At 61.8% G+C, this 26161-nt stretch carries 29 protein-coding genes; 21 read left to right on the top strand and 8 right to left on the bottom strand.

What is annotated here, in order from left to right:
- Positions 1-2: 2 nt before the first annotated feature.
- From P8L30_14315 to P8L30_14305, 3 genes are all read right to left on the bottom strand, one after another.
- Positions 3-677, bottom strand: coding sequence for a DUF2161 family putative PD-(D/E)XK-type phosphodiesterase (locus P8L30_14315; GenBank protein ID MDG2241375.1), 675 nt, complete (start codon positions 675-677; stop codon positions 3-5).
- 252 nt (positions 678-929) lie between these two features.
- Entirely contained in the window at positions 930-1139 is a 210-nt protein-coding gene (locus P8L30_14310) for a hypothetical protein (protein ID MDG2241374.1), read from the bottom strand.
- 8 nt (positions 1140-1147) lie between these two features.
- Positions 1148-1951 (bottom strand): carboxypeptidase-like regulatory domain-containing protein, encoded by an 804-nt coding sequence (locus P8L30_14305; protein MDG2241373.1) that lies wholly within the window; start codon positions 1949-1951, stop codon positions 1148-1150.
- 129 nt (positions 1952-2080) lie between these two features.
- Here P8L30_14305 and P8L30_14300 point away from each other — a divergent pair, with 129 nt between their 5' ends.
- The 5 genes from P8L30_14300 to P8L30_14280 all read left to right on the top strand — a co-directional run bounded on the left by P8L30_14300 (position 2081) and on the right by P8L30_14280 (position 5504).
- On the top strand, positions 2081-3634 hold the full coding sequence (locus tag P8L30_14300; protein ID MDG2241372.1) for a CRTAC1 family protein: 1554 nt from the start codon (positions 2081-2083) through the stop codon (positions 3632-3634).
- 39 nt (positions 3635-3673) lie between these two features.
- Positions 3674-4141, top strand: coding sequence for a GNAT family N-acetyltransferase (locus P8L30_14295; protein MDG2241371.1), 468 nt, complete (start codon positions 3674-3676; stop codon positions 4139-4141).
- Positions 4141-4749 carry a GNAT family N-acetyltransferase gene (locus P8L30_14290; GenBank protein ID MDG2241370.1) on the top strand — a complete coding sequence of 203 codons (609 nt, stop codon included), beginning with the start codon at positions 4141-4143 and terminating at the stop codon, positions 4747-4749. Before P8L30_14295 ends, P8L30_14290 begins: the two co-directional genes overlap by 1 nt.
- Positions 4750-4986: 237 nt before the next feature.
- Positions 4987-5196, top strand: coding sequence for a hypothetical protein (locus tag P8L30_14285; protein MDG2241369.1), 210 nt, complete (start codon positions 4987-4989; stop codon positions 5194-5196).
- Entirely contained in the window at positions 5193-5504 is a 312-nt protein-coding gene (locus P8L30_14280) for an antibiotic biosynthesis monooxygenase (GenBank protein MDG2241368.1), read from the top strand. Before P8L30_14285 ends, P8L30_14280 begins: the two co-directional genes overlap by 4 nt.
- 11 nt (positions 5505-5515) lie before the next feature.
- On the opposite strand, the gene P8L30_14275 is transcribed toward P8L30_14280, so the two are convergent.
- Both P8L30_14275 and P8L30_14270 read right to left on the bottom strand, forming a co-directional pair.
- Positions 5516-7828 (bottom strand): HEAT repeat domain-containing protein, encoded by a 2313-nt coding sequence (locus P8L30_14275; GenBank protein MDG2241367.1) that lies wholly within the window; start codon positions 7826-7828, stop codon positions 5516-5518.
- A gap of 23 nt (positions 7829-7851) precedes the next feature.
- On the bottom strand, positions 7852-9051 hold the full coding sequence (locus tag P8L30_14270) for a dicarboxylate/amino acid:cation symporter (GenBank protein MDG2241366.1): 1200 nt from the start codon (positions 9049-9051) through the stop codon (positions 7852-7854).
- Between the two features lie 108 nt (positions 9052-9159).
- Between P8L30_14270 and P8L30_14265 the strand changes: the two genes are divergently transcribed.
- The 4 genes from P8L30_14265 to P8L30_14250 all read left to right on the top strand — a co-directional run bounded on the left by P8L30_14265 (position 9160) and on the right by P8L30_14250 (position 12989).
- Positions 9160-9612 carry a DCC1-like thiol-disulfide oxidoreductase family protein gene (locus tag P8L30_14265; protein ID MDG2241365.1) on the top strand — a complete coding sequence of 151 codons (453 nt, stop codon included), beginning with the start codon at positions 9160-9162 and terminating at the stop codon, positions 9610-9612.
- A 41-nt stretch (positions 9613-9653) separates the two neighbouring features.
- Entirely contained in the window at positions 9654-10499 is an 846-nt protein-coding gene (locus P8L30_14260; protein ID MDG2241364.1) for a hypothetical protein, read from the top strand.
- Complete coding sequence (locus P8L30_14255) at positions 10496-11131, top strand: class I SAM-dependent methyltransferase (GenBank protein ID MDG2241363.1); 636 nt, start codon at positions 10496-10498, stop codon at positions 11129-11131. The genes P8L30_14260 and P8L30_14255 overlap by 4 nt, the downstream gene beginning before the upstream one ends.
- Before the next feature lie 754 nt (positions 11132-11885).
- Positions 11886-12989, top strand: a complete 1104-nt coding sequence (locus P8L30_14250; GenBank protein MDG2241362.1) for an aromatic ring-hydroxylating dioxygenase subunit alpha — start codon at positions 11886-11888, stop codon at positions 12987-12989.
- A gap of 9 nt (positions 12990-12998) precedes the next feature.
- Here the strand turns inward: P8L30_14250 and P8L30_14245 are convergent, their stop codons facing one another.
- On the bottom strand, positions 12999-14807 hold the full coding sequence (locus tag P8L30_14245) for a hypothetical protein (protein MDG2241361.1): 1809 nt from the start codon (positions 14805-14807) through the stop codon (positions 12999-13001).
- 206 nt (positions 14808-15013) lie between these two features.
- Here P8L30_14245 and P8L30_14240 point away from each other — a divergent pair, with 206 nt between their 5' ends.
- The 5 genes from P8L30_14240 (at position 15014) to P8L30_14220 (ending at position 17566) form a co-directional block, all read left to right on the top strand.
- Entirely contained in the window at positions 15014-15475 is a 462-nt protein-coding gene (locus P8L30_14240) for a PTS sugar transporter subunit IIA (GenBank protein ID MDG2241360.1), read from the top strand.
- Between the two features lie 302 nt (positions 15476-15777).
- Positions 15778-16143 (top strand): hypothetical protein, encoded by a 366-nt coding sequence (locus tag P8L30_14235; protein ID MDG2241359.1) that lies wholly within the window; start codon positions 15778-15780, stop codon positions 16141-16143.
- Positions 16134-16871, top strand: a complete 738-nt coding sequence (locus P8L30_14230; GenBank protein MDG2241358.1) for a metallophosphoesterase family protein — start codon at positions 16134-16136, stop codon at positions 16869-16871. Before P8L30_14235 ends, P8L30_14230 begins: the two co-directional genes overlap by 10 nt.
- A 10-nt stretch (positions 16872-16881) precedes the next feature.
- A complete protein-coding gene (locus tag P8L30_14225) occupies positions 16882-17043 on the top strand; it encodes a hypothetical protein (GenBank protein MDG2241357.1) in 162 nt (53 codons plus the stop codon).
- Between the two features lie 52 nt (positions 17044-17095).
- Positions 17096-17566 carry a nuclear transport factor 2 family protein gene (locus tag P8L30_14220; protein ID MDG2241356.1) on the top strand — a complete coding sequence of 157 codons (471 nt, stop codon included), beginning with the start codon at positions 17096-17098 and terminating at the stop codon, positions 17564-17566.
- Between the two features lie 83 nt (positions 17567-17649).
- Here the strand turns inward: P8L30_14220 and P8L30_14215 are convergent, their stop codons facing one another.
- Positions 17650-18051, bottom strand: coding sequence for a hypothetical protein (locus P8L30_14215; GenBank protein MDG2241355.1), 402 nt, complete (start codon positions 18049-18051; stop codon positions 17650-17652).
- 115 nt (positions 18052-18166) lie between these two features.
- Here P8L30_14215 and P8L30_14210 point away from each other — a divergent pair, with 115 nt between their 5' ends.
- From P8L30_14210 to P8L30_14185, 6 genes are all read left to right on the top strand, one after another.
- Positions 18167-18694, top strand: a complete 528-nt coding sequence (locus P8L30_14210) for a hypothetical protein (protein ID MDG2241354.1) — start codon at positions 18167-18169, stop codon at positions 18692-18694.
- Between the two features lie 78 nt (positions 18695-18772).
- Positions 18773-19450 carry a flavin reductase family protein gene (locus P8L30_14205; protein MDG2241353.1) on the top strand — a complete coding sequence of 226 codons (678 nt, stop codon included), beginning with the start codon at positions 18773-18775 and terminating at the stop codon, positions 19448-19450.
- An 83-nt stretch (positions 19451-19533) separates the two neighbouring features.
- A complete protein-coding gene (locus P8L30_14200; GenBank protein MDG2241352.1) occupies positions 19534-20388 on the top strand; it encodes a hypothetical protein in 855 nt (284 codons plus the stop codon).
- Positions 20389-20840: 452 nt separating this feature from the next.
- Entirely contained in the window at positions 20841-22790 is a 1950-nt protein-coding gene (locus tag P8L30_14195; protein ID MDG2241351.1) for an endonuclease/exonuclease/phosphatase family protein, read from the top strand.
- Between the two features lie 211 nt (positions 22791-23001).
- Positions 23002-24108, top strand: coding sequence for a hypothetical protein (locus P8L30_14190; protein ID MDG2241350.1), 1107 nt, complete (start codon positions 23002-23004; stop codon positions 24106-24108).
- A complete protein-coding gene (locus P8L30_14185) occupies positions 24109-24897 on the top strand; it encodes a PHB depolymerase family esterase (GenBank protein ID MDG2241349.1) in 789 nt (262 codons plus the stop codon).
- A 52-nt stretch (positions 24898-24949) separates the two neighbouring features.
- Here the strand turns inward: P8L30_14185 and P8L30_14180 are convergent, their stop codons facing one another.
- The gene (locus P8L30_14180; GenBank protein ID MDG2241348.1) at positions 24950-25333 is read right to left on the bottom strand and encodes a hypothetical protein; all 384 of its coding nucleotides are present in this window, start codon (positions 25331-25333) and stop codon (positions 24950-24952) included.
- 117 nt (positions 25334-25450) lie between these two features.
- Between P8L30_14180 and P8L30_14175 the strand changes: the two genes are divergently transcribed.
- Entirely contained in the window at positions 25451-26086 is a 636-nt protein-coding gene (locus tag P8L30_14175) for an NAD(P)H-binding protein (GenBank protein ID MDG2241347.1), read from the top strand.
- Positions 26087-26161 lie beyond the last annotated feature (75 nt).

The following is a 26161-nucleotide window of genomic DNA, read 5'->3' as shown; positions in this document are numbered from 1 at the left end:
GGCTAGAGTTTGTCCAGCACCTCAGACCAGTCGGCCAAGTCGCGCTGTCCCTTGGGTGAGAGGTCGTAGTAACCCGTCTTCACTCGCTCGAACCAACCGTAGTGATTGTCACGCAAGATAGGCCCGGCGCGTTCCACGTCAGCGCGCTCCCGGATTATGTTGACCTTGAGCGTCCCCTCGCTCGACAACTCCCGAGCACACCGAAGTGCGTCTTGGCGGTATGCGGTCAGCCGTTGGCGAGAGGTCGAGCCTCCGACCTCTGGGTCCCCGACCCGTTCGGCGAACTCTTTGAGCAGGCGTTCGCTACGGCGGGCGTTCGTCCTTGGGCTGTATGGGGTGGGATCCAGCACAGCAACGACGTTGCCTCGAGACGAGACGGTAAGGAGGCCGAGCCCGAGGCGGCGGAACAGGCTCAATACCTGCTTTCTTCGTGAACGCCAAGTGGCGCTTTGACCCTTCCCGATGCGGAACGCCACGTACACGAGCGGGGAGATGTTCAGTCGGTCCACAGCTTGGAGCAGCAACGCGAAGTTCAGGCGCTCCTTCAACTCCACCACGACGGCGTCCTCTGCACCACGCACGCCCACGACATCGCACGCCCCAATCTCGCCCTTCACTGCATATCCCTGAGCTTCCAAGAATTGCTTTACTGGGGCGTAGAGGTCGGTTTCAGCCATTCCGTAGCATGTTCGTGAGTCTTAGGTGGAGTGCGTGTCACCGGATTGTACCGGGCGGAGAAGGGTGGTGGCTAGAAGGGGCCTCCGCGAGCGCCCTGAGGGCGCTCGCGGTATTCTGACCGGGCCCGATGCCTGATCCCTATAGGTGGATTGTTCTCTTGCTGGATGTGGATGTGCCTACACCATGGAAACCGCAGCTTTGCCTTCTCTTGTCCTTGGCACTGGTTGTGGCCGGACGGCCCGAGGCGGGCGTCAGCCCGTAGAGCCTGACGACTGTTCTGCGACAAACTCTCTCACGCGCCCGGTGACGTATTCGATCTGGCCCTCACCGTCGTGCGCCCATTTGGGCAGAGTGAGTTTGTTGACGGTCAGGATGCCGCTGCCCATCCCCAGGAGGCCGAGCATCGCGAGGTCGAGGATCTCCTCGACTTCGCCGTCTCGATATCTGCGTTCGTCGGCCATGGCTTACGTTAGCACGTGGGAGTGCCAACGCCCGGGCGAAACGTCCAATCGAATTCCCGCGTGTACAGATAGACGGCCTCACCAATGGTGACGACGACGCCGATCCTGTCCCGATCGATCTGTTCAAGGAACTCGTTTCGGCATCGGTAACCGTCCAGATAGAGCGCACCGCACTGGGATTGATCGTCCACGTTTCCAGCTGCCTCAGAGGCAGCCATGGTCCGCTCATACCCCATTCTCGCCGGGAGGGGCGGCGCCCCGAACGAGCCTACACAGGCCCGCCGGCCATGGGACACTGGGATGTAGAGCCAACGAAGGAGGTCGGTGTTGTCCTTCGCTTTCAGCATCGCTTGCGCCAGACGGATGCCTTGGATGTTTCGATACCCTCGCAAGGTGGCGGGGTGCTGGCCGAATTGGAGGGCGAGGAAGTCCTCGAGCTTCTCGTTGGTGACTGTCACATCTAGTGGGTCCAGTCGAAATGGCTCAGGTCGCATTTCGAGGTCGATGCCGTACTGGCCCTCGGGCCCGACCTCGAAGAGCGGCGTCTCATTTTCGAAGTAGCCGAGTCGCTCCACGACGAGGTAGAACTGCCCGGCCCCGGGCGTGGTGATCCGGTAACGACCGTCTACATCCGTGGAACTGCCTGCGACTGGCTTTCGATCTGTGTCCAAGAGGATGACTGCGGCAAGGCCCACCGGGCCGCCGTTTTGTGTGTCCACGATCTGCCCGTGGATCTCCTGGGCGGATGCCTCGCCGTGGGAGCACACCGTCGCAGCAATGAGTGCTGCAGCAGTGGCCGTCCATAGTCGCATCACGACTACGCTCCTCGATCCCTAGAGTCAGTTTGGTTTTGGTCACGACATTCTACGGCCTTTCGCCTGAAAATGTTGCCTACATTCCGGTGGTCGCGCTGCTTGGCTGAGAGGGGCATGTTGGGTCGCATGACTTTTCAAACATGCTCCATTGTCCGCCGGATTCCGTTGATTGTCGTGCTAATGGCGGCGTGTTCGCCAACACCTGATCAGGTCGAAGACGTTGCCGGGGATGTCGGACGACCCACGCCTGAGTTCGTCCGGCATCAGCCGGATCTGTTCACGGACGTCGGCGCCCAACCCAATGCGTGGGCGGACTACGACAACGATGGAGATCTGGATCTCTTCGTTGGATTCCGGGGCCGTGAGAATCGACTGTACCGGAACGACCAAGGCACGTTCACAGACGTTGCTGGGTCGGTCGGCCTCGCGACCCAGGCTGTACCGGAGGCCGAGACAAGGGCAGCTGCCTGGGGCGACTATGACGGCGACGGTGATCTCGATCTCTACCTCGGGTATACCGTGGCATCTCGTGCGCCGGTCAAAGATCGGCTGTATAGAAACGACGAAGGCGGCGCGCGCTTTGTCGACGTGAGCCAGGTAGTGGGCTTGGACATAGAAGGGGCGACGCGACAGCCTGCCTTTGTGGACTACGACGGGGACGGCGATGTCGATCTGTTCGTTGCTCTCAGGGATCAGCCGAACCGGCTCCATCGGAACGATGGAGGGCTCTTTGTAGATGTGACGGCGGCCTCAGGTATTGGTGACCCCCGCCGAACCGTCGGCGCCGCCTGGTTCGACGCGGATGAGGACGGTGACCTGGACGTCTTCGTCGCGAACCAGAATGGAGATGAGGACGGCTTCTTCCAGAATCAGGGGGACGGCATGTTCGTGGATGTTGCCGCCGAGATGGGCATGCATCAGCCCGGCCGTTCGGACGTTCAAGGGAGTGTGGGAACGGCAGTGGCGGACTACGACAACGACGGAGATCTCGACGTGTTTGTGGCGTCGTATGGGCCCGACCTCATTTGGGAAAATCAAAGACCCGAAGGGGGCTTCCAGCTTCGGTCCGTAGGGACCGGCCTCGAGGGGGATCATCACTCGGTCAGCGCCGATTGGGGTGACATGGACAACGACGGTTGGCTCGATCTCTACGTTGGGGTTTTCCTCTCGGGGGTGCCTGAAGCGCCAGACTATCTTTATCGGAACCTCGGTGACCGGAGCTTCCACACGGTCACGCCTGACCTGATGGTGGAGCGTGGCACGAGTCACGGCGTGGCTTGGGCAGACTTCGACCAGGACGGCGATCTCGACTTGGCGCTCGCCAACAACGATCCCACGGGCGGCACCCATCACATATACCGCAATCTTTCCAGCGAGGACGTGTCAGCCCGGTCGCTCCAGGTCGTCCTGTTGGATGACCAAGGACGCTGGACACGAGCTGGTTCCGAGGTGCGAGTCTTTGACGCGGCGTCCGGCCAGCTGCTGGGCACTCGGATGATAGAGACAGGAGGCGGCTATTCATCTCAAGGTGCGAGACCCGTTCACTTCGGACTGCCGCAGGGAGTTGAACTGGTAGACGTAGAGGTCACTGTACTACTTGATGGAACCCGTTCTGTGACTCGCGAGGACGGGATCGATCCCGCCGCTCTCGTCGGACGACCTCTCGAGATCCGGAGGTAGCGCGATGATCGACCGACGACAGTTGATCGAGTGAGTGCCATGGAGCCGATATTTCGTGAAGCGACCGAGGCCGATCTGCCGGTCATCGTGTCCCTCCTCGCGAACGACCCACTCGGCGCGCTGCGTGAGGGCGGCTCAGATGTGTTGGTGCCGTCGTACTACGATGCGTTTCGTGCGATCTCCGGCGATCCGAATCACGAACTAATCGTAGCTAGCCTCGGCGGAGCTGTGGTAGGTGTTTTGCAACTGTCCTTCATTCCGCATCTCACCTATGAGGGTGGCTGGCGGGCGCAGATTGAAGGGGTGCGGGTTGCTGAGGAATCGCGGTCCGGCGGTGTAGGGAAATCGTTGTTCGAACACGCGATCTCCCAGGCGCGACGGAAGGGCTGTCACCTCGTCCAGCTCACAACGGACCGCCGCCGCCCCGAGGCCCTCCGCTTCTACTTGAGTCTGGGTTTTGAGGGGACGCACGACGGATTGAAGCTCCACCTCGAGGCGGAGTCGTAATGACTCCTGTGGTTCTCGATATGGATGCGGCACCAGAGGTTGTCGACGTGCTCTGTGAGGCGTTCTACGACTATCCCGTCATGCGTTGGGTCCTCGGGTCACCGTCGGACTACACCGCCCGCCTCCACGAGCTGATGACCGTCTACGTGATGGCACGAGTGCTACGGGACGAGGTGATGATTGGTGTGCCCGGGCCCACGGCTCTGCTCGCTGCGGCGACGGTGTCGTATCCCGGCCAACGTGAGAGCCCTCCCGAACTCGGCGAATTGCGTGAACGGACTTGGGACTCTCTCGGCCCTGCAGCACGGTCCCGCTACGAGTCCTTCGGAGCTGCGAACGCACCGTTTGAGGTGGAGGCGCCGCACATCCACTTGGACATGATCGGCGTGCGGAGTGAGGCAAAAAGATCGGGCTTGGGCGGCGCAATGATGCGGGCCGTCCATGACCTATCGGAGGAGGCACCGTGGTCGACGGGGGTCACGTTGACGACTGAACTGGAAGCCAACATTTCCTTTTACGAACACTTCGGGTACGACCGCGTGGGCAGTGCCCGAGTGGATGCTGAGCTGACGACCTGGGGTTTCTTTCGGCCGGATCCCGCGTGCTGAGGCGCCTGACTCGGGGACCGGAGCCGGGCACGCTCCTCACGATCGCGCTGTACCCGAAACCGGTCGAACTGGAAGGCTTGAACGTGGGAGTCGCGGGGCAGTGCGAGAAGCGCCGATTCTTGTCTGCACGGCCTGTGAGGGTTGTGTCGAGATGCTGAAGAGAGTCATCCCACTCACCCGAGGGTGCTACGACGAGGATGGTCGCCTGTGCTTTGGTAGTCGAGCCGAAAGTCGCTTGTGAGTGGGTACATCGACGACCAGCCGGCCTATTTAGGCACCTCCGACATCGAACGATACGAGCCGTGGGAGCTTCATTCGATCGAGGTGTTCGACTTCGGCCACGTGCGGGTCCACACTCGTGAGTACATGCAGGATGTTCTGCAGGGCAAGAAGAGCCTGCGTCCCAAAAGTTGGTGTTTTTTCAGCGGAGCAGGAGGCGGAATGTGATTGTCCGGTCGTGGAGTGGCGCTACCAAGCCCGGTGCGGCGCAAGCCTACCTGGCGTTCCTAGAAGGATCGATCCTCCCAGAAATCAGAGAGGTACCTGGGAACTTGGGTGCTCGAGTGCTGCGTGGGACCGCCGGTGATTCAGACTCGTTCATCGTGCAGACGTATTGGGTCGACCTTGAATCGGTGGCGGCTTTCGCGGGCGCCGACATCGGGGTGGCGGTGGTACCTGAAGAGGCCCAAGAACTCCTCGCGACCTACGACCGTCGGGCCGAACACTTCGATGTGGTGCTCGACCTAGGCGCCTGAACCGTTCGCGGTCAGCGACTCCCGGCGCGGAGCTGACGCAACAACTCGATCGTGCCTGGATCTCCCAGCGTGACCTCCACGAGTCGTTCGGCATAGATGATGGCACCGTCGGTGTCGCCCGAGTCTCTGCTGTATGTCGCGAGTGCGGTGAGTACATCCCGATCGAAGGGGCTTACTGACAACGCCGTGACCAAGACCTCGATTCCTTGGTCCACATCTCCATTCGATGCCAACGCAACGCCCAGGACATACTGGAACCGTGCGTTTTCTGGCTGCGTCATCGCCGCGCTGCGCAGGAGTGGCAGCGCCGATTCTGGTGTTCCCTCTCGCACCCGAAGGAGTCCGAGCGCGTGCTGCACCTCAGCCGCGTCTGGCTGTGCGTCCAGAGCCGCGAGCAGGACTTGTTCCGCGAGATCGTCTCTCCCCGTCGCACGATGCATGTCTGCCAGGTTCAGGTGTGCGACACGATCCGTTGGATCCGTCGCGATGGCCTGTTCGTATGCTCTTCGTGCTTCGTCGACACTTCCGCGAGCTCCATATAGATCTCCCAAAGCGACCCATGCACCGGAGTGATCTGCGTTTACCAGATTCGACTGCTCGTATTCGTCAAGCGCGGTCGAGAGCGCAGCAGCCTGTGCCTCGTTAGCCGGATTCGCGAGTGACGACGCCAGCGCCCGAGTGGCTTGCAGGCGCACCGCGCGGACGGGATCGGATAGGAGGGGGAAGAGGAGAGCAGACACGACACTTTCCGGGAAGCCAGCGAGTGCCTCGGCAGCTCCCGTACGAACCAATGGATTTGGATCATTGAGTCCGGTGCGAATGGCCTGTACCGCTTCGTTCGACGGATATCCGGCGAGTAGTGAGGCCGCTGTGGCACGAACGATCGGAGCGGCTGAGCGGTCCGCCGCGAGTAATGTGAGCGGGTCGAGTGCGTTTGGATTCCCGGCCCGGGCAGCGGCGATCACTTCGCTGTGGTGCGTGCCCCGGGTGGATGCCGGCCCGTACCAGGATTCGAATGCCTCGCTCGCCCACGCGACCGTTTGGTCCTGGTGACAGCGGCTGCACGCGTTCGGAGCGCCCGTCGCTTCAGTCAGGTCGGGCCGCGGGACTCGAATGCCGTGATCTCGGCGGGGGTCGACCACCATATAGGTCGTTTCGGGCATGTGGCATTCGACGCATTGTGCACCGGTGGAGCCTTCCTCGTGGAAATGGTGCGCATTCGTGTCGAAGGTCGCTGCGCTGTGGCACTGGCCACAGAGTGTGTTGCCGGTGGCGCGGAGTCCGAGCGAGTGGGGTTCGTGGCAGTCCGCACACGTGACTCCGGCCGCGTACATCTTGCTTTGGATGAACGAGCCGTAGACGTAGACCTCTTCACGGATCTGTCCGTCAGGGTAGTAGAGGTCTTCCCGAAGTAGGCTCACCCGATAGGTGTCGTGGAGTGATGCGCCCGACGCGTCAGAGATCGTTGCTCGCCTTGCGTGACAACGAGCGCAGTCTTCGACAAGGGTCGAGGGTTCGGTCGTGGTGAGCGATGCAGTCGCTGCACCGGCTGCGGGACTCCAAGCGCGGGCCGGCTGGACCATGCTACGGGAGAAGCCCCAACCGGACTCGGGTTCCGGGGCAGGGCGCGACGCGGCCAGAGCGCCCACGGCACCGGCGACGTCCACGTGAATCGACCCGGGTCCATGACAGGATTCACACGAGACGTCGACCTCGGACCATGTCGTCGTGAACGTCAGGGTCTCTGCGTCGTACCCTTTCTGAAGGTTCGTCGAATGGCACTCAGAGCACACCGTGTTCCAATTTTGGGCTGGACGCGTCCAATGCAGTGCGCTTTCGGGACCGGTGTCCGCATCCGGATAGAGGTGAAACCATCGCTGACCGCCCTCTGCTGTAGGTCTCGAATCCCACGCGATACCCAAGACTTGCAGGCGCCCCCCGGGGAAACTGATGAGGTACTGCTGGAGAGGGGTGACTCCGAAGGTGTAGACGACCTCGTAGTCCGTAAGCGCACCGCCCGGGCCTTCCGTGCGCACGAAGAACTGCTCTCCACTCTGCGAGAACGTCGATGTCACTCCTCGGTGCGCGAAGGTCGCACCGGAGAAGTCACCGAGGACCGCGTCCGGAGTGGCTTCCTGCATGGCGAGGTCGTGATGGGAGCCCCGCCAGGCCTGGGTCTCTGCCACATGGCACTCGGCGCACGCCGCTGCGCCAACATAGGCGGCCACGGCCCCCGCCGGTGCGGGCCCTTCGTCACATGCGATGACGACGAGCGACAGCACGAGCAGGCCAGTACCGCGGCTGACACGAGGAAGGGTGTTCACGGGACGGTGGTACTCGAGGTCGTTCAGTCCACCATGGCCGTGACCGCAAGATTTGCGGTGACATTTGCGCCGGTGATGAACATGTCGGGAATGATGTCCAAGGCGATCAGGACTCCGATGCCTTCAAGGGGAAGTCCGAACGCCTGATAGAGCGGGGCCATGACAAACAGCCCGCCACTCGGAATGCCGGGAGAGTAGAACGAGAGCGCCCCGATTCCTGCGACCAGAGCTGCGCCTTCGACCAGCCCCAACTCGACGCCAAACAAATTGGCGATGAAGAACGTGCCGGTGACCCGCACTACTGGCGACGCATACTTGAAGAGCGACACTGCGGCGGGGAGTGCGAGTCCGGCTACTTCGGGCCGAATCCCGAGCGTTTTCTCGGCTTCCTCCATGAGGACGGGCAGCGTCGCGAGCGACGAGCGGGTACTGAACCCGACGGCTTGGGCGGGAGCTGCGGCCTTCGCGAACAAACGAATCGGTGTCTTGCTGAACATGCCGACGAGGGGGTAGAGCAAAGCGGTCACGAGGGTCGCCAACAGCGACGCCGTGATCAAGAAGCCAGCGACCGCACCCACGAGGGAGGAGCCCGTCCGGGCCGCGAGGTTCAAGGTCAACGCGAAGACCCCGATCGGAGCGGCCGCCAGAATCCACCCGATAACGACGAACATCGTGTCGCCGACCGCTTGGGCACCACCAACAATTCGCGCGCGGGGCCCGGGATCAATGCGCGCCGCGGCCAAGCCGAAGAGCACACTGAACAAGACCAATGGTAGGATCGCTCCTTCAGCCGCCGCCGCTACGGGATTCGACGGGAGCAAGCCGACGAACCAATCGCGAAAAGGCGGAAGCGTGACCTCCGTCGTCGCTGCTCCGGCCGCCAGCTCGGAGACCTGAGCGGCGTCGGCACCGAGCAGGGTGAGGAGGGGCGGTGCGAGCAGCCCGCCGAGAGTCGCGGAAAGCGCTGCGAGTCCCACGAACCAAGCGACTGCGCCACCGCCAATTTTGGCGACTGCGCCTGTGTTCGCCGAGGCGATCCCAGAGATGAGCAGTGAAACCAAGAGCGGGATGACCGTCATCCGGATCGCGTTCACCCAGAGTCCGCCCACCGGTTCGATCCAACCCACTACGGAAGCTGCTAGGCCCGCTTCAGCCGGGGACAGAATGAGCCCAATGACGAGCCCGGTCACCAAGCCGATGAGGACACGCATGGCCAAGGACATCGGCTACACCTTTTGTGGATGAGAGAGCATGGTCGGCAACATGCGTCGCACAGATACGAGGGGCGAGGGGATGTTGCAAAGTTCGGTCGTGGTCCTAGGATGGAACTTATGCCCATCGACAATCCCATCGGTCCCTCTTCAGGGCGACCACTCGTGCTCTTCGACGGCGTGTGTACGCTCTGCAGCGCGGCCGTGCAGTGGTTGATCGCTCGAGACCCAGACGCCCGGCTCCGTTACGCCTCTCTACAATCCGACGCGGCCCGAGCTGCCTTGGAAAAAGTGGGTGCTCCGGGTCCGGGATCTCTCCCTGACAGTATTGTTTTCATCGACGACGAAGGTGTTCACGTTCGTTCGGCAGCGGCAATCCGCATCGCTTCGAATCTGGGGCCCCCGTACAGTATCTTGAGAGGGGCGCTTCTGGTGCCGCGGCCTATTCGCGATGCGCTGTATCGCTTTGTGGCGCGGAACAGGTACAGGTGGTTTGGGCGGCGCGAGGTGTGCATGCGTCCGAGTCCTGACCTCGCTTCACGCTTCCTAGACGCGGACGAGGTGACTCTGTGAGGGCCTGGCGCTTCGCCAAGAGGTTGAGATGGACCTGCCTCATGACGATGAGCGTTGGGATGCCGGTGAGCGGACAGACGCTGGAGCTTCCCCCACGCGGGGCTGACGCGCCGACCGGCCGCGAGGTCGCCGCGATGGTCTGGACCGTCGAGTTGGAGGCACGCGAAGACCGGATCTTCACGGAGATCGCGAAGGGCAACATTCCGGAGTCGTTCCGGACCCTCATGCCCGTACAGGTCACTCGGCAGCTGGATGGCCGCGAGTATCGCGTGACGTTTTGGGCGACGGCGGACTACCTAGGCGTGGGTTCCGAAGAGGATGCCTTCTATGCGCCGCTTTCACCTCAAACAGCGCAGCGTGTCGCGGACCTTGTAGGAGCCTCGCTCCCGACGCCGTTCATGGTGGATGCGATCTGGGAGGCGGCTTCCACACAGCTTGAACCCGCCCCGATCCCGCCCAGCTCGGAGATGACTACGGTCGCCGTGTTCGAAGCCCACAATCGGGTAGTACGAAGTCAACTCGCCGCGCTACTAAGTCGCCCGAATGGCATCATGGCAGGCCATAAGAAGGACGTCGTCATTGCCGGCGCCCTCGCGGAAGTCCCCGGGAAGGTGGCGATATATGGATGGCATGAGGCCAACGCTGAACCGATCCAGCCGCTTTATACCGGCCACACGGACCGGTGGGTCGACTACAGCCACGGGATTCGATTGGTCCATCGCGAAGTGTCGATCGACGGCGTTATGCACGATCTTGTGGATGTGCTGCGAGACGAGAGTCTCGCTGCGCTGCTGAGTGACGAGGGTGTGATCGCAGAGCCGTGCTACCCGACCTCGACAGGTGCCGAGTCGGATGCAGGTTCGGTACAGACCGGGAGTAGGCCATGACTGGCTCCAACATTCCGTGCGGCCCAGAAGAGCTGCTCGCCACCTTCGGCCGGATCGACATCTACGTGTTCGATCAGTTGATGCGAGGTCGGATTACCCCGCAGATGAAGGTGTTAGACGCGGGTTGTGGAACGGGTCGCAACTCAGAGTATCTCATGCGCTGTGGGGCAGACGTCTATGGCGTTGATGCGTACCCAGAGCCGATCGAGCGGATCAAGTCCCTCGCCGCGGAGGCCGCCCCCGAGCTGGCGGCCAGCAACTTCGCCGTCGCGCGACTCGACGACCTCCCGTTTGCCGATGGAGACTTCGACGCGGTCATCTGCAGCGCGGTGCTGCACTTCGCGGAAGGCTCTGCTGACTTCGAGTCGATGGTCGCCGAGATGTGGCGCGTGATCGCGCCCGGAGGAGTCTTCTTCGCCCGACTCGCATCAACCATCGGGATCGAAAGTCGGGTAACGCTTCTCCGCGACAGATGGCATTCGCTACCCGACGGGACAGACCGCTTCCTCGTGGATGAGGACTACCTGCTGAAGGTTGGCGCCGTGCTCGAGGGCACGCTGTTGGATCCCCTCAAGACCACGAACGTGCAGAACATGCGCGCAATGACGACGTGGGTGCTCAAGAAGAGCTGAGCTAGACAGCAGTCAGGCTCTATCGAGCAAACAGCGTTTTCAGGCGCGCGATCCCTTCGCGAATGTCATTCTCGTTGTAATGCGCAAAAGGCAGACGGAGGTAGTTGCCGAGGCTGTCGTCGTTGGCCAATGCCCAAGTTGATCGTGCCGGGCGGCGGGGCGCCGTCGAACGTCACTGAGCCACTCACGATTCCGCCGCTCCTGTAGTCATTGGGGTGCCCAGACTTTGTGGCGACCAACACGGGGTAGGTCGGTGACGACCCTACGCGGCTTAGATGGCTGCCTGCAACTGCCGGCCGGATCAACCCGAACGAAGAAACCCATGGCTCGCGAAGCGCCGGAACAAATCGACGTGCCTCAGTTGGTGCGGGAGGCCACCGAGAGGTGCAAGAAACACTTGTCACCCACATCGCGAAGAGATGCTCAACGGGCGGGCCTATTCCGACGCGCTTAGGAAGGCCCAAGACATCGGAGTCGCCGAAGCAGGTCCAAGCCTCGACGTGGGTGGCTGGGATACGGCAGCCAAGCTGGTAATTGCGGCGAACACCATCCGATTCCCACAAACTGTACGAGCGTGAACCGGTTCCGACTGCAGCTTCCATGATCAGGGATGCTGTACATCTAGCAGTCATGGGCCGTCAGGCGGCACTGTAGCGTATCTGGGTCTACACCAACGAATCACGCTTTCCGGCTCGTCGATGCATCAGTATTGTCGACCATGCCCCGATTCCATCACGTGCTTTAGGTACACGCCATGTCGACCCGCACCGCCCAGAATGCCAAGACGCTCGACGGCAAGTATTACACGAGTCAGGACATTTACGAGGCCGAGACCCAGCAGGTCTTCTTCAAGCACTGGATCTATGTGGGGCGCACGAGTGCTCTGAGTGAGCCTGGGAGCTATTTCCTGCGTGAGATCGAGTCGGAGAGCATCATCGTTCTCAAGGATCATGAGGGTGAGGTCCGCGCCCATCACAACGTGTGCCGGCACAGAGGGACACGCCTGCTCTCGGAACCCGAGGGCACGCTCGCCAAATCCATTCAGTGCATGTACCACGCGTGGACCTACGCTCTTGATGGCTCGCTGATCGGCGCACCGTTCATGGACGAGGTCGAGTCGTTTTGCCAGGAGAACTACCCGCTCAAGTCGGTGTCATTAGCGACATGGGAGGGCTGCATCTTCGTCAGTCTCGCGGATGAGCCCGAACCGTTCGAGCAGGCATTTGCGCCGCTCATCGACAAGTTCGCGTCCTGGACGATGGACGAGTTGCAAATCGCTCACACGATCATCTACGAGATCCCTGCGAATTGGAAATTGGTCTTTCAGAACTACTCGGAGTGTTATCACTGCCCGGGTCTGCACCCGACCCTGAATCAGCTCACGCCGTTCAGGAATTCCTCGAACGATTTGGAAGAAGGGCCGTACTTGGGTGGCCCCATGCGTATGGCCATCGATGGTGGCAGCATGACCATGACGGGTCAGACATGCGCTCCCCCGCTTGGAGACCTAAGTGGTGAGGCGCTCAACTGCGTCCAGTATTACACGGTCTACCCAAACATGCTGCTGAGCCTGCATCCGGACTACGTGCTCATCCACCGCATCGAACGGTTGGCGCCGGACTCGACCAGGATCGTCTGCGACTGGCTCTTCCATCCAGAAGCGATGGCAGCGCTCGATTTCGATCCGAGTGGCGCCGTGGGATTCTGGAACCTGACCAACAAGCAGGACTGGCACGTCAGCAGCTTGTCCCAACAAGGCATCTCGTCTCGAGCGTATACGCCCGGGCCCTACTCTGAGTTGGAGAGCATGATCGCCGCATGGGATCGTGAGTACCTCCGCTCCATAGGCGAAGGCTAGACCCTACACCTATCGGTTCTCCACGATGATCGGGCGATTCACGATGACCGGACTTCGGCCAAAGAGATCCAACTGGAGATGCAGCGTGTACGGTCCAGGCTCCAGGTCGGGAAGTTCGATTTCGATCGAGCGAAAGATTGACTGAACCTGGTCCGGGCCCGTGTCTTCGAAGGTGATCTCCACGGGTTCGTCGGGTTCGATGACACCCAGGAATTCGCCGACCCGGGTCAGGAATCCGGGACGGCCTTGGCTGAACCCGATCGTCACATTCACCGGTTCGAAGATCCGGAGTCCGTAGACCTCCCAAACCACCGGAAAGCGCTCACCCGGGGTGAGCCGTACTCCGGGACGAACGTTTGGAATGGCTTCCTCTAGGGTCTCTGGAAGCGGCGTGTTTTCCCTCAGGATCATGAGGTCCGACACCCCCACCAGCCCGGGGATCAGCGGCTCCTGAACCACACCTTGGCGGGCCCGCCAGCCTTGTTTGCCCTCAAGGTCCACGACCTCGAGGCTGCTCACGTATCGTCCTGGCCAGGCTTGGAGGGTGAGCACGCCCTCGGGTTCACTGGATCGCACGAGCTCCGGATCCGCCCCGTCCTCGGGCATTAGGAAGAGCGCTGCGTACGCGGGCCCCTTCACACCATCGCTCGGCCCCCAGGCCGAGACCACTGAACCAGGGGATCCGTCTGAGGGGAGGGTCGGACGATATGCTCCGACGACGAGCATCTCCTGGCCCCGCCGGAAGCGACCGACCTGTGTCTCGAGCCCTCGAATGTCCGGCGCATAGGGCGGGGCATACCACGTCCTGGCTTCCCGCGGCCCGGTGATCCAGCTCTCGGGTAGAATCTCTGCCGGAGATTGGAGGAATTGCTCGGGGAAGAGGTATCCTCTGCTCTTAGGGTGATGATGACCGACCATGCGCCGTGTATCGTTCAGCCCGTTACCTCCTGGCCCAACCGTAGCCATCGCATTCTGGGTCCGGCTGTAGCCGATGTTCATGCCGTACCGGATGAGTGTTGCAGCTGAGTCGTCGCCCCATTCCTGGCCCTGAGGGTCGCGGGCGTTCCTAAGATTTTCTGCCCGGACGAGCCGCGCGAAGTGGTCCGTGAGGCGGTCGTTTCCTTCAAAAAGAAAGAGCGGATCGGAAAGGGTCCAAAAGAGCTCAAACTGAAGGTCCTGCTCTAACGGAGTCGATTGCCGGAATTTGCGCACCGCCTCGTCCGTGACGATGTAGCGCGGGGTGATCCACCGTTCGTATTCGACTTCCGGCATGAGATCGAGCGCCTCGCGGAAGGCGGCTTCCGCCTCGACGTACTCCGTACGCACGTGGAGGACGTATCCGAGCAGGGCGTGGCACCACCACTCGTCTGTAATGCCGCACTCGGTCGCGACGCGTTCGGCTTCGCCTACCTCCCGGGCCTCCGTGAGGTAGTGAACGAGCTGGCCGAGGACCCACGCGTGTGGGATCTCCTCGAAGGTGTCGAACAAGCCACGAATGAGTTCGACACGTGCGCCGCCAACCTCGGACCGTTCGGTCGGGAAGCGCTCGCCGTCGTCTCCGCCGAACCAGATGCAATTTCGCCCGATCTGCTCGTCGCAGTAAACGTCGTTGCGCTGCGGGGCGACCGGAGTCCGGCTCTCACGGTACTCTTCGAATTCGCGCTGGAGCTTGAATGCGTCTTCGAGGGCGGCCGCGTCGTCAGCCGAGAGCTGAAGGGCTTGGGCAGACGTGACGACAGGACACATAGCGAGTGCACTGATTCCTGCCATGATCCAAACCAAGGGCCTACTTCGGCCCCGCGCTGTTCGTTGTCGCATCTGAGGGTTCCCGTGCGGATGTCTTCGTCCTTTGCCTACCTATAGTCGACGCATAAGTGCCGCGCTTTGGCACACTTGAGGTGCTGCGCGCACTGAAATTAACCGTCGCACGCGACGCACGGACCGGTCTCGTCCTTGCCGCCCGTCGCCCGCTTCGGCATCCTGCAGCGCCCGGTAGAATCGCCATTCCGTCAGGAACCCCTCCTATGCGTCTCATCGATGTGCTGAACAAGGACTTCGTCGTCCTGCGGCTCCAGGCCAGTGACATGGTTGGAGTCCTAGACGAATTGTCCGTGAGCGCGGAGGCCGCGGGTATCGCGAGTCGGGATGTCATTGCGACGCAGCTGATGGTACGGGAGGAGTCTCAAGCGACGATTGTGGGGCCCGGCGTGGCCATTCCTCATGCTACTGTGGACGGACTCAGCGACACGGTGCTAGGTGTCGCACTGGCTCCACAGGGGATTCAGTTTGGGCCGGAAGAATACGAACCGGTGCGGCTGTTCTTCGTGCTCCTTTCGCCTCCGGGGCGTGAACGTCAGCACGTGAGGTTCCTCGCCCGCATTTGTCGGCTGTCCCGCGACGCTGCATTCGCCGCGCAACTGGACGCTGCTGAGGATACAGGGGCCGTCGTACAGGCGGTCGAGGCCGTCGATGCAACCCATGGATAACTCCGACTCCCGGAGTCACCCGCAGCACTCGGCGCTCGAGAAGCAGCTTGGGCTATGGGACGTCTATGCGCTCGCGGCGGGCGCCACGCTCAGTTCGGGATTCTTCCTCCTCCCGGGGTTTGCAGTTGCGGGGGCGGGGGCGGCGATGCCGAAGGCTGGCGGCATCGACTACTTCCTCGATCGCAGCATGGGTCCGCTGGTTGGGACGATCGGAGGATTTGGGACGTGGATTTCGTTGGTGCTCAGATCGGCCTTCGCGCTCGTTGGCGTGGGGGCCTATCTGCATCTGTTCTTCTCGGAGGTTGGAACTCGGTCCAATCGCGGCCGGCTTTGCGGTGTTCTTCGGGATGGTGAACTGCTTCGGAGCCAAGAAGAGCAGCTCCTTCCAGGTCTTTCTGTTGATCGGTGTGCTGATTCTCCTCGCCTGGTTCTGCGGCCTCGGAGCGCTGCAGGCCGACTTCGCCGGTTTTTATGACTCCGGCAGCACGGGGATTATCAGCACGGCCGGCCTTGTGATCGTCAGCGATATGGGTATGACGAGCGTCGCGAGTGTTGCTGAAGAGGTTCAGGACCCTGAGCGCAATCTCCCACATGGGTCGAGACGCTGCGCGAACGGTACGGCGTCGCGGCTCGGGCTGATGGGTAGGGAGAGCTACAGGTGCGGGTAGCCGCGATCTACGACATCCATGGCAACCTCCCCGCTTTGGAGGCGGTCCTGGGTGAGATCCAAGCCGAAGGCATCGACCGAATCGTGGTTGGGGGTGATGTCGTGCCGGGTCCGATGCCGCGCGAGTGTGTCGCCGCTCTGAAAGATCTTTCCGTTCCGGTCGACTTCATCCGTGGGAACGGAGAGAGTGACATCGTCGCCCTCCACCGCGGCGAGCCCATGGTCCGAGTGCCCGCGCAATTCCATGAGGTCATGCGATGGGTCGCCGAAAGTTTGCCTCCGGAGTACATCGCAGACTTCGCGGCGTGGCCGCTTACCACCACTCTCGAAGTACCGGGAATGGGGAGCGTCTTGTTTTGCCACGCGACACCGGAAAATGAAAATAGGATCTTCACGCGTATCACGCCGGAGCCGCCCCTTCGCATGCTGTTCGAGCCTACCGGCGCCGATGTCATCGTCTGTGGGCACACCCACATGCAGTTCGATCGCAACGTTGGCTCAATTCAGGTTGTGAATGCTGGCTCCGTTGGCATGCCGTTCGGGGAGCCTGGGGCCTATTGGTTGATGCTGGACGCCGGAGTGGATCTGCGCCGGACCGAATACGATCTCACCGCTGCGGACGAGCGGATCCGGAGTTCGGGCTATCCTGAAGCGGCTGGCCTCGACATTCTCCAACCACCGCGGGCGCCTGATATGGAGCGTCTGTTCGAGGACGCGGCGCTCAAATAGCGGAAGCATCATGAAGCGGCTCTTGGATCTCATGGGGATGACGATCGGTAGTGCGATCGGGTGGGCCTTGGGCGCATACATTTCGATTTTCACTGCGTTCGTCGTGAGTATGATCGGGACGGGTGTGGGACTTTACGGAGCCCGCCGACTCTCTAAGCGCTTGCTGGGGTAGCTGCGGCAGTGCGTCTGCGCTCCGAACACGTTGGGAAGGAAAGGATGGGTCAATGAAGCAGTGGTTCGCGCTGTTCCTAGCCTTCGCGCTCTCCGCTCCGGTGTCTGCTCAGACAGGTACGGATGCCGAGCAGATCCGAGCTCTCCGAGCCGTTTCAAACGAAGCGATCGCACGGCATGACGTGCCCGCCATCGTCGCCACGCTGGACGATGAAGTTCACGTCACAGCGGGAGCTGGGGTGTTCATTTCGGGGTCCGAAGCGATGGGAAGTGCCTTTGCTCGGCAGTTCGATCAATTCGATGATGTGCTGTATGTACGAACGATCACCTCTCTTGAAATCGGTAGCGCAGCCGCGGTGGCCTCCGAACGCGGCACCTGGGTCGGAAGCTGGACGGTGCCTGATGGGCCAAGACGGGCCGGAGGGCGGTATTCGGCCTATTGGCGCCAGACCGACGACGGCTGGAGAATCCGCTCGGAGCTGTTCGTGACGCTGTTCTGCGAAGGGGCGGGTTGCACACCGTGATCGAAATCCTGAAAAAACCTGTTACTCTGGGCCTTTTCGGGACTTGTCTCGGTGGCTTGTTCTCCCCGATGCCCTGTCGGGCTTCAACTTCCGGGAATCTCTTGTAGTCTTTGGGATGCTGGGCCCAATCCGGGCCTGAAGTAGTTCGTAGAAACGCAGAATCCCTGGAGGAGCTCCATCTCTCGGAAAGCCACCAAGCCAGCCAAAAAGGCTGCCCCGGCGAAGAAGGCCGCGAAGCCGGCGAAGAAGGCCGCGAAGCCGGCGAAGAAGGCCGCGAAGCCGGCGAAGAAGGCTGCCCCGGCTAAGAAGGCTGCAAAGCCGGCCAAAAAGGCTGCCCCGGCGAAGAAGGCCGCGAAGCCGGCGAAGAAGGCTGCCCCGGCGAAGAAGGCTGCAAAGCCGGCGAAGAAGGCTGCCCCTGCGAAGAAGGCCGCTCCCACGCCTCCACCTCCACCGCCTACGCGGCGCCCGGCCCGAAGAGCGGCCACTACGCGTAGAGCTCCGACCGGTCCGCCTCCCAAAGCTGTTCCTGATCAGTCGACCGTTGCCCGTGCCGTCGCGAGTCTGGCACTCGACAAAGTGAAGCAGGAAGGGCAGTTGAGTGTGCGTCAGCAGGAACAGCTGCGCCGCGCCATCGCCTTGGGAGCCCATGTATTAGGCTGGGGCGCCATGGTCGCGAGTAGCGATGACCCGCTCACCGAGGCTGTCAAAGACCTCAACCGGCTGGGTAAGAGGGGGCACACGATTCTGGGGAAGGAGCTCGCTGAAGAGTATGCGAGCAAGAAGATCGAGATCACCCAGCTCGAAAAGATCCAGAAGCAGCTGGCCAAAGCCGCGGTGAAGCATGACTGGAACCTGCCCTTCGACATCGACTACCGTCACACAGCCCGGGCCGGGTCAGACGGATACGTCACCAAGATCGTGACGCCGGTCGTAACGACCGCGAACGAGGCTCAGGACGTCATCGACCTGATCGAGAAGCGGAAGGAGGCTTGGAACAAGCTCCGCGAACACATGCTCGTAGCGCTGAAAGCCCAGCAGAAGGTACTCGCTGGGATGAAGGACTCGATTCCGGGCTTCATCGACTCGGCGAAGACTCTCGTTCTGGAAGTATTCGACACGCTGCACTAGGTGGTAGCGCCTGGCCGGTGACGGCCAGGCGCGACTCCTACTCCTACTACGCTCGTCGCTCCCCGAGGAGATTGACTCTTGGATTGGACTCGACGTCGCTTTTTGGAAGGTGGTTCGTCTGCGGCTGCGCTGGCTGCGGTTTGGGGCTGCTCAGCGCCTCCGTTGACCGGCCCCCGCAGGACGCTTGCCGAGCCGGGCCCCATGTTGCCACCGGTTCCGGCCGTTCTGCTCACGGTGAACGGAATGCCGGGAGACCCGGACGAGATCTCGGTTCTGTGGACGTTCGTCGTAAATGGGGAGCCTCCCCAAGTCGGTGTGGCCGCCGGGACGGAGCACTTGGCGCATAAGTTGCTTGATGAGCACGACGAGTTCGTGTTGAACATTCCGACCGCGTCGATGATCGATTCGTTCGACACCGTCGACATGAACTCGAGCCGAGTGGCGGACAAGTTCGAGCTCGCGGGACTGACTCGAGGACGGGCCACGGTGGTTGATGCTCCGACTGTGGAAGAAGCCGCGATCCACTGTGAGTGCCGTATCATCGCGAAGCTCGTTGTGCCCCCGGTACGGAAGCTCTTCATCGCGGAAGTCGTGGCGACGACGGCGCTTGAGGGTGCCGTCGATCCAGACGGTCGCCTTATCGTCCCGAACGTACCCTTCTTCGGCATGACCGCGGGGAGCGGGGAGCACTACACGATGGGCGAGCGAGTCGGGAATATCGGGATGACGGTGGGACGGACCGACATCAAGTACTAGTTGCCTAAGGACTTCTCGATAACCGGGACGGCTCGAGGGAGGGAATGTGATTCTCAAGCAGAAGACGTTGGTCCAGATCGCCGATGGATCAGTCACGCTGGCGCTTCGACGCTGGAAGCGACCGACCGTGCGGGCAGGGGTCACTGCTCGCATCCATCGATCAGTTGTCGATCGCGAGTGTGGACATCGTGAACGTCTCGGACATCACGGCTACCGATGGTGCTTCCGCAGGGGCCGACGATCTCTCGTCACTCGTCGAAGCGCTGGTCAGTCAAACCGAAGCTGATGTCTACCGGGCTCGCCTCTCCTTCGCGGGGCCTGATCCTCGCCTCGCCATGCGCGCCGATATCCCACTTGGAACTGACGCCGAGAAGATCGTGACGAAGCTCCGCCGAATGCTGATAATCACCGCCTTGGCCGCCATACCCGGGGCAGTGTCCGCGCAGACCAAGTGGTCGGTCGGCCCCACGCTCTGGGTTGATACCGATTTCAATGGGACTGAGGTGGGTCCGGGGATCAACATCGGGGTTTCCAGCGGACCCGAGCGAGGCTCGGCGTTCACCATGGATCTCGGATTTGCTCGGACCGACTTTCCGGTGGCTTCGGACGAACTCCATCGGAATCACGCCTCGATCTCGATTGGTGGACGTCTTATGACCCGTGCGGGTGGCGGTGGCGGTGCCGTTGGTGTGACGCTCGGGATCGGCGCCTATCTATGGGATGACCTCAACGAGACGGACCCCGGTTTCCGCAGTAGCGCGAACGCCGAGGAGCTCCTGGTTCCGGGGATTCTGGCCCGCTTTCCCCTGACGGAGGCGTGGGGCGTCGAGGTGTTCTTACGAGATCAGATCAGTGGGTGGTATAGCTCGATCATCGATCCCGATGAATTCGCATTAGCCCATCGATTCATCTTGGGCGTCGCCATCCATGTTCGGTGAACATTCGCGCATGAACGTCGAGAGTCGGAGTGGGGACCTCCGTGACTTGGGTGCTTATACCCACCGCACCATCTCGTTCAAAGTGTCGACTCGGTTTGAAGCTGACTCTGCTGGCTCGGGGGCGAGGTGCTTCGTGAAGTACTCCAGGATCCTCCGTACACGAAGGACTACGGCGGGATTCCGGGCGGCCTTCGTTCGGACTGGACCGACCAGGGATGCGAGTTGCGGGTCACCGATCGGGAAGCGTATTTGCCGGAGTTGGATGAGATCCAGTTGATCTCGTACAAGAGGATGGGGGAGCATGGCTGTACCACTGAAGGACCTGTTCGGACCGGATGTGGTGGCACTCGTCGCCGACAGGGTCGGAAGTGTCTACCCTGACTTTGATCGGAGTCTACCTTCTTTTTCGATGGCTAATTGTGAGCACCAGGGACCGTATGAGACTGAGGACTATGAAGCTCCGGAGGTGCACGGCTCTGGCCGTCGTCGCGGTTCTTGTCGCTTGCCGTGGCGAAGATCGGCCTGCGGACACGAGCTCGGCCATGGGTACCGCGGAGCGAAGTCCCTGGCACGTCTCGCCAGAGCCGCTGCGCTCAGTGGGGGTCCTGGACGGAGATCCCGAGTACCAGTTCGTGAACATCTCGGCGGCGGGCCTGCAGTCGGATGGGGACTTGGTTGTTGCTGATCTCGGTACACACAGCGTCCGCCTCTTCGCTCCGGATGGGACGTTCAAGAGAGTGATTGGCGGGCCGGGGCAGGGGCCCGGTGAGTTTCAATCTCCCAGCCAGGTCTTCATTGGCGATCAAGATTCGATCTTCGTGTGGGATCGCGAAGCGTGGCGGGTCTCCAGCTTTGATGGAGAAGGTGCCTTCGCAGGCGTAGACAGTTATCCACTGGCCCAGATTGCCAAGGCCACGGCAGCGCCGCTCTACCCGAAGTCTGCCATGCTGCTCCCCAATCGGGACATTCTGGTAAGCCTCATCGAGAAGGCCTCGGTGAAAGAGATGAAAGAGGGGTCGCGCGAAGCACGCTTCCGTCCTGGGAGTGGTGCCCTTCGCGTATCTGCGGATATGCAGTCGGTGGACACTTTGATGTTCTTCGGTGACCTCGAACAAGTCACCGTGTCCGCGCCTTGGGGCGATTGGGCCATGGCGCCTCCTCTCGCCCGGCAACCTTCCTTCGCCGTCGATGGGACAGGAGGGCGCGTGTGCATTGGTGATCAGTCGGCCAGTGGTGTCACGTGTTTCGCCGAGGATGGTACCGAGACGTCGATCGAGTGGAGTGCCTCGCCCCTACCGGTCGGAGATGATGAGGCCGAGATCGCAACGTGGCGTGACGCTGCCTACGCGTCCCTTGGTGCCAAAGTCAGCGCGGACGATATGCGCCGGCTGTTGGCTGAGGTCCCTATGCCGACGGAGCGGCCTCCCTATTCGGATCTTCACCTGGCGCCTTCGGGAGACCTGTGGGTGACGCATGGCCCGGTCGGGGAATTCGTGGAGTACTTCTTGTTCGATCCGTCCGGTGCTTCTCTCGGGGCGGTCCGGGCACCGAGAGCGCGTCTCCTGTCGGTGGGACGAGACCATCTCCTCACCGTGCGAGTAGACGAGTTGGGCATTCAGCGCCTCGAGATATACGAGATGACCTCGGAGGTCATGGTTCGTGAGGGTGGTGGCGGCGCTTCCATAGAGACGGACGCGGCGGATACGATCCGTGTCATGGCATACAACATCCATCACGGGGCCGGCATGGATGAGGTGCTCGATCTCGAGCGGATCGCTGCTCTGATTCGTGAAGTGAATCCGGACCTTTTGGCGCTCCAAGAGGTCGACAGTGTCGCGACCCGTACCGACGGGGTCGATCAAGCCGCTGAATTGGGGCGACTCACGGGAATGACGCCCGTTTTCGGGCGATTCATGGCCTATCAAGGGGGCGCGTACGGCATGGCTGTACTGTCTCGGTGGCCAATTTCTGCCTCACGAAACGTCCGACTTCCAGACGGAGACGAGCCTCGTTCTTCAGTCGTTGTGGACGTCATTTCTCCATCGACTGGAGAAATGGTGCGCTTCGCCAGCATTCACTTCTACAGGACGGAGGACGAGCGCTTGGCTCAGGCGCTTGAACTGTCTGCGCAGCTCCCGAACGATGGTGTTCCCACGATCCTGGCCGGCGACTACAACTCGACACCGGGTTCGTTCGTGATGGACTTCTTCGCCGACGAATGGGGCATCGTGGACAAGGGTGTGGACCGCTTCACCTTCTCGTCCTTCGACCCGGTACGAGAGATCGACTTCGTCATCATGCGCCCGAAGGATCGTTTCACTGTGCTGCAGCAGAGAGTGCTGGACGAACCTGTCGCCTCGGACCACCGACCACTCTTCGTCGACTTCATCATCCACCGCTGATGTCGCCTGAGGTCACGACCCGTGAGGCGACGCCGGTCGCCGGTACCAAACACGGACTGGGATCTCCGGACGAAGCGCAGGCCCACGACCAGTTCCGTTAGGGAATACTTGGGTCCGAATTTCTAGCTCAGTCCGGCCGGTACACACTCGCGTACGCAGCGGCTCCTCTACAAGTTGTTCGCTTGATCCACCCGATTGGAGGTACCGAGCGATGCGTAGATTCGGATTGATGACGGCTGTAGTTGCGCTCACGGTTGGTGTCAGCGCCTGCGGGAGTGAGGCAGGCACGGACGGCCCACCGACGTTCACCGTTGATCCGTCTTGGCCGCATGAGATGCCGAACGATTGGATCATGGGAGCCGTCACGGCCGTGTTTGTAGATGCGCAGGACCATGTGTGGGTCACGCATCTGCCTGAGGTGCTGACTCCGGAAGAGACGTCCGCCGTTCAGGATCCGCCCATTGGAGAATGCTGCGTGCCCGCTCCTGTCGTTCTCGAGTTCGACGCGAACGGGGACCTCGTGCAAGGGTGGGGTGACGCCTCGACACAGGACGTGTCTGAGTTTCCCCGAAATCCACATGGCCTCTTCGTCGATCACAACGACTTCGTGTGGGTCGGCACGTACAGCCACCATCGACTGATGAAGTTCACGCGCAGCGGTGAACTCGTGATGCAGATTGGTGAGTACGATGTGACCGAGGGATCCGCTTCCGAGACGCTTCTTGGTGGCCCCGCCGGGATCTGGGTGGATTCGGGAACGAACGAGGTCTTTGTAGCCGACGGGTATCGCAACCGGCGTGTTGTCGTCTTCGACGGTGAGACGGGAGCCTATCTTCGCCATTGGGGCGCATACGGCGAGACGCCGGACGACGAAGCTCGCTACGACTACGCAAACTACGACGTGGGTATGCCGCCCACGGAATTCGGCACCGTGCATGGCCTCATCGGATCGAATGATGGTCACATCTATGTGGCGGACCGGCGTGGAAATCGCATTCAGGTCTTCCAGCAGGACGGCACGTTCGTTACCGAGAAGATCATCGCGCCTCAGACGCTTGCGTCGGGCTCGGCTTTTGTGATCTCGCTCTCGCCCGATGCGGATCAGGAATGGCTGTACTTGGCCGACGGCACGAACCACAAGATTTGGGTGCTGGAGCGTGAGAGTCTGGAGGTTGTTGGTGAGTTCGGACGTGGAGGCCGGCAGGTCGGCCAGTTCCTTCGTCCCCACGGCATGAGTGTGGACTCCCAGGGCAACATCTACGTGGGTGAAGCATCCACGGGACGTCGTGTTCAGAAGTTCTCCCCAGGCGGAGGCTGAATGGCGAGGCGTATGGCTGGGCTGCTGCTTGGTGCGATCGTCGCCGGAGGAGGAGGCGCCGCGGCTCAAGGTGTCCCGACCGGGTTCCTCGATCGCACAGTCACCGTTGATGGGGCCCAACACCGGTACCAAGTCTACGTCCCGCGTGATTACACCGCATCGCAGGACTGGCCGGTGATCCTGTTCCTTCACGGCGCGGGGGAGCGAGGGGACGACGGTCTCATTCAGACCCAGGTCGGGCTGCCTGCCGCGGTGCGTTTCAACGTGATGCGCTGGCCGGCCATCATGGTGATGCCGCAGGTCGCTGAGGACGCCACTTGGGTTGGGACGTTCGGGGACGTGGCACTGGTCGCCCTCGATGCGACGGAGTCTGAATACAGCACGGATGTGGACCGGGTCTACCTCACCGGACTATCGATGGGTGGGGCCGGCGCTTGGTATGTGGGTTCACGCAACGCGGAGCGCTTCGCGGCGTTGGTGGCGGTGTGCGGCTACGTGACGGGGACGGCGCGGTACCCTGGTCCCTTCGTCGACTCAGAGGAACCGTTCTCCGAACTCGCCGAGGCCGTAGCTGGTCTGCCGACCTGGATCTTTCACGGGGGCGCCGACCAGGTTGTTCCGGTCGCGGAGTCACGCGGGATCGCGGCGGCGCTCGAGGCCATTGGCGCGGACGTGACCTACACGGAGTTCGAAGGGGTCACCCACAATTCGTGGGACGCGGCGTACAGCACCGACGATCTGGCGCCGTGGCTCTTCAGCCAGAACCGAGAGCGGTCCCGACAGGATTAAACCCGACGGGACCGCTTGGCGATCATCTTCGTAAGTCTTCGGGTGTGGCCGGCTAGTTGCCGGCCCGCTTCGTTCCCTGCAGGCTAGCGTCACCCATGCTGCTGCTCATGATGCCCATGAATTCGTCGCCCTCAAACTCGAGTTCTGCCGTGCCGCCGATCTCGGCCAGGCTGAACGTGACCGTATTTCCGCTGACGACTACGTCGCCCAACCCTGTTCCACCCATTTCAACTTCGATGCTTCCACCCCATCCAGCTTCGGCGGATCCCGAAATCACGAGAATGCCACCCATCGACATCCCCTGCATCTCGAGCATGATGTCGTAGGTGCCGGCCGGTGAGAACGGTGGCGGAGGCGGTGGGGCGGGCGGTGTGCTGGCTCCACAAGCAGTGAGGACGAGCAGCATAAAGGCTGCCGTGGGTGCGCGTTTGAACATGTTTCCCCTCCAAGTGGGACGGGCGTGGCGTCGTTGGGTGCGGGAGCTCGATGCTCCTAGCTTCGCGGACGAAGTCTCCGATCGGATCAGGTTCCGATCATATACAAGTGGATGGGGGTGCGCGAGTTGAGTGCAGTCAACGTGGTCATCACCGGTGCGACCGGCATGGTCGGTGGGCTGGTGCTCGAGCAGGCGCTAGCCGAGCCGCGGATCGGTGCGGTGACCACGCTCGGCCGTCGGGCGACCGGCGTCGCTTCTCCGAAGCTGACCGAGATCGAGCACGCCGACTTCGAGGATTTCACTGGCCTCGAGGACGTGCTCGCGGGGCAGGACGCCGCTCTCTTCTGCCTCGGGGCGTACACAGGATCGGTCCCCGATGACGTTTTCAGGAAGATCACCGTCGACTGCACGGTCGCCTTTGGGGAAGCACTCCGCCGGGCGAACCCTCGCCCGATACAAGGGCATGGCGGAAAAGGCCTTGGTGAAGATGGGATTCTCGCGGGTGCACCTGTTTCGACCCGGGTACATCTATCCTGTGACTCCGAGAGACAAGCCGATCGTGTGGGACCGCTTGGTTCGCCCGATCTGGCCTCTGGTGCGAGCCATCGTGCCGAACGTTGGGATCGCCTCGCACGAGTTGGCAAAACCCATGCTCATGGTCGGACTGGAGGGGACTCCGCAGCATTAGGGGCCGGTCCTGGAGAACCGCGATATCCGGACGTTGGTGGCGCGCTGACGATTCAGAACGCCTGACCCGCTTGCCGACCGGGGCTCGGCACCGCATGGTGGTCTACCTGTGAATCACAGGACCGTTGGCGAACCCGAGCG

This window comes from Longimicrobiales bacterium, assembly GCA_029245345.1.
GTDB lineage: Bacteria > Gemmatimonadota > Gemmatimonadetes > Longimicrobiales > Gaopeijiaceae > CALFPJ01.
This window is presented reverse-complemented; position numbering and strand designations above follow the sequence as displayed.

What these genes read in the sequence shown, in the direction of transcription:
- P8L30_14310 (MDG2241374.1), bottom strand. Translation starts at nt 1,139, where the DNA reads ATGGCCGACGAACGCAGATATCGAGACGGCGAAGTCGAGGAGATCCTC.
- P8L30_14295 (MDG2241371.1), top strand. Translation starts at nt 3,674, where the DNA reads ATGGAGCCGATATTTCGTGAAGCGACCGAGGCCGATCTGCCGGTCATC.
- P8L30_14305 (MDG2241373.1), bottom strand. Translation starts at nt 1,951, where the DNA reads ATGCGACTATGGACGGCCACTGCTGCAGCACTCATTGCTGCGACGGTG.
- P8L30_14250 (MDG2241362.1), top strand. Translation starts at nt 11,886, where the DNA reads ATGTCGACCCGCACCGCCCAGAATGCCAAGACGCTCGACGGCAAGTAT.
- P8L30_14245 (MDG2241361.1), bottom strand. Translation starts at nt 14,807, where the DNA reads ATGCGACAACGAACAGCGCGGGGCCGAAGTAGGCCCTTGGTTTGGATC.
- P8L30_14270 (MDG2241366.1), bottom strand. Translation starts at nt 9,051, where the DNA reads ATGTCCTTGGCCATGCGTGTCCTCATCGGCTTGGTGACCGGGCTCGTC.
- P8L30_14185 (MDG2241349.1), top strand. Translation starts at nt 24,109, where the DNA reads ATGGCGAGGCGTATGGCTGGGCTGCTGCTTGGTGCGATCGTCGCCGGA.
- P8L30_14315 (MDG2241375.1), bottom strand. Translation starts at nt 677, where the DNA reads ATGGCTGAAACCGACCTCTACGCCCCAGTAAAGCAATTCTTGGAAGCT.
- P8L30_14200 (MDG2241352.1), top strand. Translation starts at nt 19,534, where the DNA reads ATGGATCAGTCACGCTGGCGCTTCGACGCTGGAAGCGACCGACCGTGC.
- P8L30_14220 (MDG2241356.1), top strand. Translation starts at nt 17,096, where the DNA reads ATGAAGCAGTGGTTCGCGCTGTTCCTAGCCTTCGCGCTCTCCGCTCCG.
- P8L30_14225 (MDG2241357.1), top strand. Translation starts at nt 16,882, where the DNA reads ATGAAGCGGCTCTTGGATCTCATGGGGATGACGATCGGTAGTGCGATC.
- P8L30_14260 (MDG2241364.1), top strand. Translation starts at nt 9,654, where the DNA reads ATGACGATGAGCGTTGGGATGCCGGTGAGCGGACAGACGCTGGAGCTT.
- P8L30_14195 (MDG2241351.1), top strand. Translation starts at nt 20,841, where the DNA reads ATGAAGCTCCGGAGGTGCACGGCTCTGGCCGTCGTCGCGGTTCTTGTC.
- P8L30_14300 (MDG2241372.1), top strand. Translation starts at nt 2,081, where the DNA reads ATGACTTTTCAAACATGCTCCATTGTCCGCCGGATTCCGTTGATTGTC.
- P8L30_14255 (MDG2241363.1), top strand. Translation starts at nt 10,496, where the DNA reads ATGACTGGCTCCAACATTCCGTGCGGCCCAGAAGAGCTGCTCGCCACC.
- P8L30_14290 (MDG2241370.1), top strand. Translation starts at nt 4,141, where the DNA reads ATGACTCCTGTGGTTCTCGATATGGATGCGGCACCAGAGGTTGTCGAC.
- P8L30_14240 (MDG2241360.1), top strand. Translation starts at nt 15,014, where the DNA reads ATGCGTCTCATCGATGTGCTGAACAAGGACTTCGTCGTCCTGCGGCTC.
- P8L30_14190 (MDG2241350.1), top strand. Translation starts at nt 23,002, where the DNA reads ATGCGTAGATTCGGATTGATGACGGCTGTAGTTGCGCTCACGGTTGGT.
- P8L30_14265 (MDG2241365.1), top strand. Translation starts at nt 9,160, where the DNA reads ATGCCCATCGACAATCCCATCGGTCCCTCTTCAGGGCGACCACTCGTG.
- P8L30_14180 (MDG2241348.1), bottom strand. Translation starts at nt 25,333, where the DNA reads ATGTTCAAACGCGCACCCACGGCAGCCTTTATGCTGCTCGTCCTCACT.